Consider the following 12,849-nt stretch of genomic DNA (forward strand, 5'->3'; position numbering starts at 1 on the left):
TATTCTATTTCAACATATTGCCACAATATTTATGGAATTGTACGTCGGACAGCATCCCTTCGTAAGAATTGCGTATTCTTTTGTATAAATCTGAACCCTAATTATGCGATATATAGCGATTATTTGTCTAATAGTACTACCCGTCTTTTGCTTCGGTCAAGACATAGAAATGCAATGGAAAGAAATAGACCGACTAATCAGCATCAAAAACTACCAACAGACATTACCAATCATACAGGCGATAAAAAAGAAAGCGAAAGTCAACGGAAATAGTCCAGAATGGATCAGGGCCGTACTAGCAGAGCACCACGGTCTGACTTTAAATATGCCTACGGACTCTGCTTTTTACCGCAATCAGAACCATCTATTGGCGCATATTGACAACGCGAATGGCATAGAGAAAAGCGTATTGCAAAATATCTATGCAACATTTCTTCTTCGCAACTTATATACCCGTCGTGTAGAAGAGACGGATGGTTATTTGAGCTGGGACATCAACCAAAAAACCGCAACTATAGATTCACTATTCCGCCTATCGCTATCGAACAAATCCGCATTAATAAATGAAACAATTACCTCTTGGAAGACGATCGTTTCTGATGTAAAAAATCAATCCATCGCTCCTACTATCTTTCATTTATTAGCTTACAATTATCTTGACTTATTCGACTTTTACCACACAAACGACTCAGGCCATAAATCAGACTTGATCAAAATTTTACAAGACGTAAATTCCGAGAACAACTATAGCGATGCGCATGCTTATTTGTGGTTTAGGCCATATACTATTGGTAGTTCATGGGATATCGTGGAGAAATTGGAAGAGATTGAACAAACGCTTCAAAGCCAACAAACCCCGTACAACGCACATATCCTACTTGTTATTGCGAACGCGATGAAAGAGGATGGAAAGAATAGAGAGGCGATGACGCTTTTAAAAGAGGCTATGGAACTTTGGCCAAATTCCCCGTGGATAAATGATGTTCAAGCCATGTTTAAAACGATAAGTCAATCATCCGTAAATGTGGAAACTCCTAAAATCAGTCCTAGCAACCTTCATACACCGATCAAACTGATGGCGCGAAATACGGATCGAGCCTACTTACGTGTCTATAATACAAGCACCACACCGAAAAAATTCCAATTATTCCCATCTACTCTCGACTCGCTCTCCAACAAAGTCACCATTAATGCGCCATTGGTATACGAAGAGCATATCAGGTTAAAAACTTTCGACGACTACAAGGAGCATATCACAAACTACAAAGTGAATCCATTGCCTTATGGCAATTATAAAATACTAGTCTCCAATAATCCTGATTTTAAAGACGACGGACAGGATCATGATGTTTCAGAAGTACATCTCGTGGTGAGCGATATCTTCATTTCTCCAACAATCAACGACAAGGATGTTTATCCAGGGGATGATCATTACAACGTACTGCTTGTTAATCGCAAGGATGGAAGTCCTTATAAAGGTCAAACTATAGAATTGTATGAAGACAATAATGAGAAGATAACCAGAGTGCAAACTTGCAAAACAGACGAAAATGGGTTGTTCACCTATTTGGCTGATAACAGAAAGAATCGTAAAGATCTGGACGACTTACTCCTATTTATACCAGATGAACAGCAGCTTATTGCTTTGGATTATTTTCACAACATCCCTAGGCAGAATAGTGCTAAAAACGATACCGAGGATGCACATATTGAAAATGCCCTGATTATGACGGATCGCGCCATATACCGACCTGGACAGCAAGTATTTTTTAAATCAACAATGTACACACAGGACATATTGAACGGTAAAGTCGTGCAAAATCAATGGGTAAACATCATCTGTAAAGATGCCAACCAACAAGCGATAGACAGCGTTAAATTGAGCACAAATGCATTTGGTTCTGTTCATGGCAGTTTGCGTGTACCGAAGAACACTTTAAGTGGGGTATTTTTTATCGAAGTGCATAAGGAAGGTATTTTATTATCTCAAAAATCGGTACGGGTAGAAGAATACAAACGCCCCACATTCTCCGTAAGTTTCGATGAGAATAACGAAACCTATTCCAAGCAGGATACAGCTGTATTCGCAGGAAAAGTAGAAAGCCTTTCCGGTGTAGCTTTATCGCAATCGACCATCAAATACCGTATCCAATATCGCCATCCGACAACCTACCGGCAAATTGTGCATATCGATAGTACAACTGTGGCAGACCAAAATGGAAAATTTTCAATTAAGCTGCCATTAACAGATACGGTATTTCAACCATGGACAAATTTTTACCTTCAGGTGCAAGCAGAAGCGATCAGCCAGACCGGAGAAATCCAAACGAAAAGCACCTCATACACCTATTCTGACAATCCTTTACGTATTAACACTAGCTCGCTGTCAAATATAGTAGAGGGTAAATGGGAAACGATCGTAGTGCACAGTACGAATCCTAATGGCAAACCTCTACCGGCGACTGGCCTAGTGAATATCTACAAATATAAGATGCCATCCATAATACAGATGGATCGAAAACCATTTAATTTCAACGCTGAATATCACCTATTAGACACCGCGGATTACGAAAGACAATTCCCATGGTACTTTGATAAGATCGATCTACTCCCGGAAAGACCGAAGAAGCATGTGGCTACTTACCACTTTGATAGCAAGGGATCGGATACTATACGTGTAGATTTCGCGGACACATACGGTTCATATTTGGTCGAAGCATTTAGTATTCAGAAATCAGATACCGTAAGGTCAACAAGCCTAGTAAACGTCTTTTCCAAAGAAGATCAAAAAATATCAAATAAAGATTTTCTAATCATCAGAAAAGACAAAGATGGATATGCCATTGGCGAAAAAATGACGCTACATTTTCAGACGGACTTTGAAAATGCCGCAGGTATATATATATGGAAAGTACGAAAAGATAACGCAAGCAAAGCGATATTTATCCCTTTATCCAAAGGCAACCCATCATACGCGCATACGATCACCGAACATGACATCAGGTACAATACTTGGTTTGAAGTGATGATGATCAATGAGAATAAAATAGTGACCCGTCGCGTAGACATTCCTTTCAATCGAGCCGACAAGTCCTTGGACATACAGCTTAAAACCTTTCGCGATAAAATCACGCCAGGACAAAAAGAAACATGGAGCTTCACGATCAAAAACAAAGAAAAAGCCGCTGAGAGTGAACTATTAGCTACTATGTATGATACAGCCTTAGATCACTTTGGCTACCATCAATTTCCAGATGCATTCGCTAATGAACAGTATCGGAAGTGGTACCAGATTTATTCGGGTTGGACTCTGAACGATTTCATTCATCAAACAAGGAGTAATACGCTCTTCGAAAACCCTTATCCGTCCTACGAACTCTACGTGCGTCCACCAAGTCTCCATGACTACAACCTAATGCACACACAATATATCATTTATGGGACACAGTTTCGTAAACAAGTAACTTCTGGCTATTTCAGTGAAGGTGCATTACCTACGGGTAGTTTTGGTCCTAAACGAGTGGAAAGTCAGGCCTCGAGCGTAATGATCCGTGGAAATACTGCATCTGCCACTAGCCAACAGCAACTAGCAATCGTCGATGGTGTAGTGGTGAAGGATTTTGATCTAAATAGCCTCGATTCCAGCAGCGTACATGAGATTACTGTCTTAAATGGCGGTGAAGCAACTGCCCTTTACGGCGCTGGTGCAGCCAACGGTGTAGTGGTCATCACGACAAAAGAGGGCTTCGAAAATCAAACCAAACTTAACGCCGTACAAGCGCGAGCGAATCTACAGGAAACCGCATTTTTCTATCCAGATCTGGTGACTGATCAAGACGGAAATATCAGCTTTACATTTGACAGTCCCGAAGCGATGACCCGATGGCGACTGATGCTCTTCGCGCATACCGAAAACCTCATGTCGGGCTCTGCATCCTTCTTCACACAAACACAAAAAGAACTGATGGTGCGGCCCAACTTACCGCGATTCTTACGAGAGGGTGACGAGATCGTCATCAAGTCGGAGATTCAAAATCTCAGCGATGTAAGCCAAAATGGCTCGGCGCGGCTAGAAATCATTAACCCCGAAACAAATGAAACTATTTCTTCGGAATTCCTGATGGATAATGGAACACGGGATTTCACCACTCCACCGAAACAAAACTATACCGCATCATGGATCTTGAAGGTGCCAAAGGGCTACCCGATCATACAACTGAAAGTTGTAGCTGCTACCGCCGATTTTTCAGACGGTGAGATACACGAATTAGCGATTTTGCCGAATCGTATTTTGATCACAGATACTGAAAAAATTATTCTAGATAAAGGCGAGCGTATGGACTTCACTATACAGGCAAAAGATAAAGAAAATGTACAGGCCAAAATCCAAGTGCAGAGCAATCCGATTTTAGAAATTATCTCCGCTTTAGATTTCCTCAAAAATTATCCTTACGAATGTAACGAACAAATAGCCAGTAAATGGTACGGGTTAAAGATGGTACAATACATTAAAAATAAATATCCTGCTATTGCCAACTATTTTAACACAATTGACTTAAACAAAGCGGAGTCCAAATTGGAAAACAACAGCAACCTAGGCGAAATACTAGCCACGGAGATGCCTTGGATGCGACAGATAACACAAGACAAGGAAAAAGTGAAGTATTTAGCTACTCTTTTTAAAACTGATCTGGAATCGGAAATACGGCTACTTGAGCAAAAACTACAAAGAAATCAACTGGAGAGTGGAGCTTTCAGTTGGTTTGAAGGTGGCAAATCCGACATAAGCATTTCCCTAAGATTGTTGGAGATATTTGGTAAGGTCAACAAATTGGACGCAACACTTATCGCCTCGTCTATTCAAAAAATTAGCGAAAAAATCATGCAATTCGCTGATCAAGATACCGCTATTTACGGCCAAAAAGCAGCTACAAATACCGTAATTGACTACCTATATATACGCTCGCTGTGGAATGATCGCTATATTTTACCTGCTGCAAAGGTCGAACAACTTCGTAAACACATTGACCTATCAGCCGCTTACACCTCCAACCAGCCCGCTGGCTTGGCAGCAAAAGCTTGGCTGGTGAATGCCTCATACGATTACCGCATCGCCAGCATCGAGGTCAAAAATCGGATAACTCAAGAGGCTATTCATGATAAGGATCGGGGAACCTATTGGGAAAGCAATGCTTCTCGTTATAACAGCATGAGTTTGCAAAGCTACATGGTGGAGGCCTACAAACAGTTGGACTCCTCAAAACTGGAGCAGATTACCCAATGGATTTATTACAATAAGCAGCAAAACAGCTGGCAAACCACCTGGAACACGGTAGATGCCATATATGCACTGCTCTTAGCCAATGACCCTAAAGATTTTGTACTAGATAATACTGTTACCATCAAAATAGATGATACGCCCGCCTTTGTCGAGGATAAAGTTATGGGAGAAATAAGCACCACACTAAGTGCTGAAAAATTGGTAAAAGACCGCACTATCCAGATTTCCAACACAAATAACCGGAAAATATACGGAGGTATCTATCATCAGTACTTTGTGCCGCTAGATCAGGTACAAAAGCAAAAACGTGAACTATCAGTGTCTAAAAAATTCCTAGTGAAACACGGGACAGATTGGGTAGAAACAACCTCGTTCAAAAAAGGGGACAATATCAAAGTACAGCTCACGGTCGTGAGTAATGAACCGCTTAGCTACGTTCACCTTCGCGATAGCAGAGCTTCTGGATTTGAGCCAATCTATCAGCCGTCTGGCTACCAAATCTGGAAAGGATACTACTACACTATCAAGGATGCGTCTACTAACTATTTTTTCGACTACCTACCTAAAGGTGAGCATGTCTATGAGTACGAAGTTAAAACCAATAATAGCGGAACATTTAGCAGCGGCATTACGCAAATCGAGTGTATGTATGCCCCTACGATAAACGGAAGATCGGAAAATGTAAGATTAACCATTCACGATTAGTAAAAATGCATTAGTTGCCACCTTATTTCTGTGGCAACTAATGCATTTTCTATCCATGTATCAAAACTTGTCTTTGAAGATGAGGCAACCTTTTAATAGCGGTAATTTCACGCTTCAGAAAGTATTACACTCTCGGAGCTGGCAAAGGCACATAACCATCATCGCCGGGTACCTTCGGGAATTTGTGATCGACCCAATCCTGTTTGGCTTGGTCTAGAATCTCTTTGCTCGTCGCGACGAAGTTCCATGAAATATAGCGTTCTTCCGGAAAAGGTTCGCCACCAAAAATATACACCGTAGTACCTGCCGTAATCTCGAAAGTACACAAGTGCGCATCCTTCGTAATCAAGATCTGTTTGGGTCCATAAGTGTGTTCGCCACTTTTGATCTCCCCTTCCAAGATATACAAGCCGCTCTCGCCGTAAAGCTCACCACGAATATCAATTACGGCATCTTGTTTCGCTTTGATTTCTAGCATATACAATCTACTGTACACCGGCACCGGAGATTTGCGCCCGAATGCTTCTCCAGCGATTAGCTTATAACTGGCCTTCTCATCCTCCCAAGCAGGAATATCCTTCGCTTCAGTATGATGAAATTCAGGTTCCATAAATTCCAATTTCTTGGGCAAAGCCACCCAAATTTGCAATCCATGCATGTACTTATCCCGCGTACGCAGATGCTCTGGCGTACGTTCAGAATGCACGACGCCTTTTCCGGCAGTCATCCAGTTCACAGCACCTGGCGTAATCTCCATGGCTGTTCCGATGCTGTCGCGGTGAAAGATGGCTCCGTCAAATAAGTATGTTAACGTAGAAAGTCCGATATGAGGATGTGGACCCACATCCAGGTTTTCGTGATCTGCCAGACAAGCTGGCCCCATGTGGTCTATAAATACAAAAGGACCGATGGATCTTTTCTGACGGAATGGCAAAAGCCTTCCCACTAGAAAATTGCCAATATCGGCCGCTTTTTCCTCAAGTATAAAATCAATATTAGACATACCCTTATCTCCATTTAGTTATATAAAGATAATCCTAATATTTCGAAAATCCATGCTGGCATGTACGAGCATGCCAGCAGGATTGATCACTCTACCCCACCGCCGAGTGCACGGTACAGATCGGTAATAGCTTGTAACTTTTCGCGTTTGATATTAATCGCTTCTAGCTCATTTTCCAAGGCGCTGTTTTGTGCCGTGATTACTTCCAAGTACGTAGCCATACTGCTACGGTACAAGAGCAAGGCATCATTCGTGGCTTTCGTCAAATGATCTTTCTTCGCTTCGACCAACTTCAAACGCTCATCAGCATGCGTAGACATCGCCAACGCGTCCGATACCTCACCTACCGCGGTCAACAGCGATTGACGGAATTGCACAGCTGCTTTTTCCTGCTCAATCTGTGCGATCTCATACGCCGTTTTCAATTCTTTCTTCTGGAAGATCGGTTGTGTCAGATTGGCCGCTACACTTTTCACTACAGAGCCAGGGATATCAAACCAACTATTGAATTGAAAGGAATTGACGCCGATCGAAGGCGTCAGACTGATGGCAGGATACATCGCAGCTTTCGCTAAGCCCGTTTGCGCATTTGCACTAATGATCGCATACTCCGCCGCTTTTACATCTGGCCTTCTGCTTAACAACATGGCGGGTACGCCTGTATCAAAAAACTCTTCTGGCATGGCTGCATTCAAACTACCAGCACGCTCCAATGCAGAAGGAAAACTTCCGCAAAGAATGTTCAATGCGTTTTCCTGTATAGCAATATTTTGCTTTGCCAGCGGAATCAGTAATTCCGCTGTTTTTTTCTGTGCTTCTGCTTGATCCAAGGCCAGCGAACTAATCATCGCAGACTGATATTGCAACCGAATCATGTCTAAAGTACTGTCGCCCAATACCACATTGCGCTGCGCTACTTTCAACTGCTCATCTAGTGTAATCAGCGAATAGTAGGCCTGCGCCACTTGCGCTACAATGCGAGTCTTTAAAGCATTCATATTCTCTTTTTCGGAAAAGTAACGAGCCCATGCGCCCTCGCGTTGCATCTTGGCTTTGCCCCAAATATCGGCTTCCCAAGATAACCGCAACGTTGCAGCATAATCGTCCATGTATGGCGTTCCCAGAAATTGCTCACTTAAAGAACCATTCAAGGAGTTGCGTGATAACCACATGCGGTTCGCTCCGACTGCTAGATCCAGCGTCGGTAGCAATTGTAACTTTGCCTGCTTGTACGTGAGCTCCAACTGATCCATAGACAGTTTCGCAACCATAATGTCGTTGTTATGCGCTAACGCTTTGTCGATTAAGGATAAAAGGATCTCATCCTTAAAAAATGTATGCAGAGGTAATAACACGCTATCTGCAGTTACTCCCGTAATCTCGTTTCTGTATGTATCTGGCAAGTCCACTTCTGGTCTTGCATATTTACGCCCTACCTGGCATGAGGTGAGCACTAAGGCTATCCCCATGACAGAAAGAACATGTTTTGTGATCTCTTTCATCATTAATCTTTTGTAGGTGTAATTTGTTTAGGTTTACCCGAAACCAATTCTTGCAAGTATTGGAAGAAGATGTACAATATTGGAATCACGAAAACTCCTAATATCACACCACTCAACATTCCCATTGCTGCGCCCGTACTGATGGATTTATTTCCGGAAGCCGAACCACCAGTAGCCAACATCAAGGGAATCATACCCGCAATAAAAGCGAGCGAAGTCATGATAATCGGACGAAGACGCGCTCTGGAACCGTCCAATGCGGCCTCCAAAATGGAAAGTCCGGCTTTACGGCGTTGTACCGCAAACTCGACAATCAAAATCGCATTTTTGGCTAGCAAACCGATCAACATAATCAGACCGACCTGCACATAAATATTGTTATCTAAGCCAATCGCTCGTATGCCCAAGAAAGCGCCCAAGATACCTGTCGGAATAGAAAGCAATACCGCCAATGGCAATAAGTAACTTTCGTACTGAGCGGATAACAAGAAGTATACGAATAAGATACTCAACATCAAGATCACCAAGGTTTGACTGCCAGCTGATTTTTCTTCCAAACTCAGACCTGTCCACTCAAAGCTATAATCGCCTGGTAATTTGCTCAATACATTTTGCTCCAGGTCATCCATGATGGCACCATTACTCGTGCCCGGATTGGCGACCACATTGATTGTGACCGAATTGTACAAATTATAGCGGTTCACCGATTCTGGACCATACACTTTATTCAATGTCACCAGTGATTTTACAGGTACCATTTCACCTGCATCATTGCGCACAAAGATCTCGTTGAAAGCTTCTTCATCCGTTCTGAAGATCCCGTCTGCTTTGATGTTCACACGGTAAAACTTACCAAAGCGTGTGAAGTTCAAGGACTGATCTCCGGCAAAATACGTTTGTATCGTACCCAACATGGCACTGACATCCACACCTATTTGCGCTGCCTTTTCTTCATCAACTTCCAATTCAAATTGTGGGAAATCCGCTCTGAACATCGTGTATGCATATTGCACACCTGGCCTTTGCATAATCTGTCCGATCACTTCATCGGCTCTTGCTTTGAGTGATGTTGGGTTATTTCCCATCCGATCTTGCAAGACCAATTCCGCACCAGAAGTCATACCATAACCATCTACTGGCGGCGAACGGAATGCCATAATAGTTCCTTCTTTTACGCCAGCAAACTTCTCGGAAATGATTCCCAATATCTCATCGATATCATTGATTTCACCGCGATCTTTTTTCTCTTTTAGTTTAATGAAACCCATCGCGTAAGCCGGCCCCGCACTATTACTCAAGATGTTGAAACCGGTGATTCCCGAGTTACTTTCAACAGCCTCCATATCCATCAACAAGGTGTTGATTTTTTCAGCAACTGCCGTGGTACGATCTAGCGCCGTTCCGGGAGGCATACTCAAACTATAGACGATAAAATTATCATCCTCCATCGGCACAAAACTACGTGACGTATTGTTCATGATTAAGATTGCTCCTGCCGTAATGATGGCGATCAATCCAGTCGCTAACCATTTTTTCTGAGCCAAGAATTTGACACCGACGATATAGCGGTTCGTCATGTGGTTGAAGCTGCTATTGAAAGCAGTAAAGAACCGTGCTCCAAATCCTTTCTTCTGCCCTTCCGCATCTTCACCGTGGTGTTGGTTTTTCAGCAACAAGGCACATAAAGCTGGCGTCAATGTCAAGGCATTAATCGCAGAGATAATAATCGCTATCGCTAAAGTATAGGCAAACTGCTTATAGAAAATACCCGAAGATCCGGTCATGAAGCCGATCGGGATAAATACCGCTGACATCACCAAAGTGATGGAGATAACAGCACCCGTAATCTCGCTCATCGCACTGTGCGTAGCTTCGCGCGCATCCATCTTCGAACTTTCGAGCTTACCATGCACCGCTTCGACCACCACGATCGCATCATCGACTACAATACCAATCGCTAACACGAGGGCAAATAAGGTTAGGATATTGATCGTAAAACCAAAGGCGAGCAAAAAGAAGAACGTACCTACGATCGCTACCGGAACGGCAATGGCAGGAATAATGGTAGACCTCCAATCTTGCAAGAATAGGAATACCACAACGAATACCAATAAAAAGGCTTCAATCAAGGTGGATTTCACTTGTCCTGTCGCTTCATCCAAACGCTCTTTGGTACTCATCAAGCTACTTTGTTTGATTCCCGGAGGGAATCTCTTTGCGGCATTTGCCAATTCCTCGCGCACACCGATCTCGATCTCGTTCGCATTCGAGCCTGAGGTTTGTAAGATAGCGATGGTTACCGCATTCTTACCGTTGAAACGGTTGTCACCACTATAACTAATGGATCCAAACTCTACCCGAGCTACGTCTTTCAGTCGTACCAAATCAGTCCCGTTGCGTTTTACGATGATATTTTCATATTCCTCGGGTTGGGTTTTCTTTCCCTTGTAACGAATCACATATTCTAATGCCGCGTCCGATTCTTCTCCCAACTTGCCGGGTGCCGACTCCAAACTCTGCTTAGCGATAGCGGCTGTTACAGCTTCGGGCACCAGATTATAGCTGAACATCTTTTGCGGGTTTAGCCAAACGCGCATGGAGTAATCTTTGGCACCAAATACCTGTGCTTGCCCTACTCCGGGTACGCGTTTAATCTGTGGGATCAAGTTAATGTTGGCATAATTCTGCAAAAACAACTCATCGTATCGATCATTGTCCTCGGTGTATACACTGAAGATCATGATCATACTATTTTGCTGCTTAGAAGTAGTCAATCCCATGCGGATTACCTCTTGCGGCAAGATTGGAGTTGCTTGCTGTACGCGGTTTTGCACGTTCACAGCCGCTTGATCGGGATCTACACCTTGCTTAAATACTACGCGAACGGAGAATGTACCATCATTACTGGCTGTAGAACTAATGTATTCCATGTTCTCTACACCGTTGATTTGTTCTTCAAGTGGTGTAACAACCGAACGTAAAACGGTTTCACTATTACCGCCGGGATAGCTTCCTGAAACCTGCACGGTAGGTGGCGCGATATCTGGGAATCGGGTTTGCGGCAAACGCAGCAAACCAATTACGCCCAGAATTACGAATATTACTGATATGACCGTGGCCAACACGGGCCGGTCTATTATTCCTCGTATCATGGATACTATTTCTTTATACTATGTTTTTAGATAGATATTATTTTCCAACGGTGTCTGCTGCCAGCACGGGCTGTACCATCATGCCTTCATTGAGCACATCGATGCGGTTTAGTGCTATTTTTTCGCCATGCTGTAAGCCGGACTTCACAATGTAATTGTTGCCCGATTTGCCCGTGATCATAATGGGTTTCATCACCACTTTATTGCTATCTGCTAGGGAGAATACGAAATAGCGATCCTGAATATCGCGCACACTAGCCATTGGAATGGTCAGCGCTTCGGATATAGTGCGCGTCAAAACGACTTTACCAGCTCCACCAGCACGTAGTATTTTGTCTGGATTCGGGAAAGTGGCTTTCATGGCGATACTTCCTGTGGTACGATCGATGTTTCCGCTGGCGATTTCTACACGACCAGGATGCGCGTACGCTGTACCATCGGCCATAATGAATTTTACACTTTCCACACCTTGATCACCTTTGCTATTATTGACAAATTCAATAAAGTCGGCTTCGGTCAACGAGAAATAGACATTTACATCGTTGATTTCCGAAAGAGTTGTCATGGGCGTCGCGTCGTTTGGCGTAACCAAATTTCCGATGCGTTTCGGAATACGACCGATATAACCGCTTACCGGCGCTTTGATCAAGCTAAAATCGGCGTTGATCTCCGAAGATCCCAATGTAGCTCGTGCTTGAGATACTTGTGCTTTGGCAGCGGCGTAGTTGGCTTCTGCTGTTTCGAGTTGTAATTCTGTGTATACTTTACCAGCGACCAAAGGGCGCACTTTTTCTAACTCAATCTTGGCACTTTGCTCTGCCGCCACCGCAGCTTCATACACCGCTCGACTACTGTTTACTTGTTCATTGAACACATCGGCTTTAATGCGAAATAAGGATTGTCCTTTTTGGACATAGCTACCTTCTTGCACAAATATTTGATCTAGATAACCGCTAACTTGTGCTTTAATATCTACGTTAACGGTACCTTCAATAGATCCAGGATATTTCTTTTCTACTTTTGCTTCTCCATTGTGTAATTCCATGAAATCCACATCAGGAGTGGCTGGCGGGGGAGCTGATTCTTCTTGTGCGCCGCAGGATACAAGCAGCCCTATCGTTCCAATACATATCGTGAAAAGCACGACGATTCTGTTCGCGACAATACGCTTTTTCATAAGGTAAGATTCTATTTTGAAGTGCAAAA

General features: G+C 43.2%; 5 protein-coding genes. 1 reads left to right on the forward strand and 4 read right to left on the reverse strand.

Annotated features, from left to right (window positions below; all coding sequences use genetic code 11):
* Positions 1-169 precede the first annotated feature (169 nt).
* Complete coding sequence (locus A0125_RS14240) at positions 170-5,986, forward strand: alpha-2-macroglobulin family protein (RefSeq protein ID WP_066757761.1); 5,817 nt, start codon at positions 170-172, stop codon at positions 5,984-5,986.
* 124 nt (positions 5,987-6,110) lie between these two features.
* Here A0125_RS14240 and A0125_RS14245 read toward each other — a convergent pair whose 3' ends face one another.
* The 4 genes from A0125_RS14245 to A0125_RS14260 form a co-directional block, all read right to left on the reverse strand.
* Entirely contained in the window at positions 6,111-6,989 is an 879-nt protein-coding gene (locus A0125_RS14245; protein WP_066757762.1) for a pirin family protein, read from the reverse strand.
* An 86-nt stretch (positions 6,990-7,075) separates the two neighbouring features.
* A complete protein-coding gene (locus tag A0125_RS14250; RefSeq protein ID WP_156472571.1) occupies positions 7,076-8,491 on the reverse strand; it encodes an efflux transporter outer membrane subunit in 1,416 nt (471 codons plus the stop codon).
* Between the two features lie 2 nt (positions 8,492-8,493).
* Complete coding sequence (locus A0125_RS14255; RefSeq protein WP_066757766.1) at positions 8,494-11,643, reverse strand: efflux RND transporter permease subunit; 3,150 nt, start codon at positions 11,641-11,643, stop codon at positions 8,494-8,496.
* 37 nt (positions 11,644-11,680) lie between these two features.
* Positions 11,681-12,820 carry an efflux RND transporter periplasmic adaptor subunit gene (locus A0125_RS14260; protein ID WP_066757772.1) on the reverse strand — a complete coding sequence of 380 codons (1,140 nt, stop codon included), beginning with the start codon at positions 12,818-12,820 and terminating at the stop codon, positions 11,681-11,683.
* Positions 12,821-12,849: the final 29 nt, after the last annotated feature.

Source organism: Sphingobacterium populi (assembly GCF_001586775.1).
GTDB classification, from domain to species: Bacteria; Bacteroidota; Bacteroidia; order Sphingobacteriales; family Sphingobacteriaceae; genus Sphingobacterium; species Sphingobacterium populi.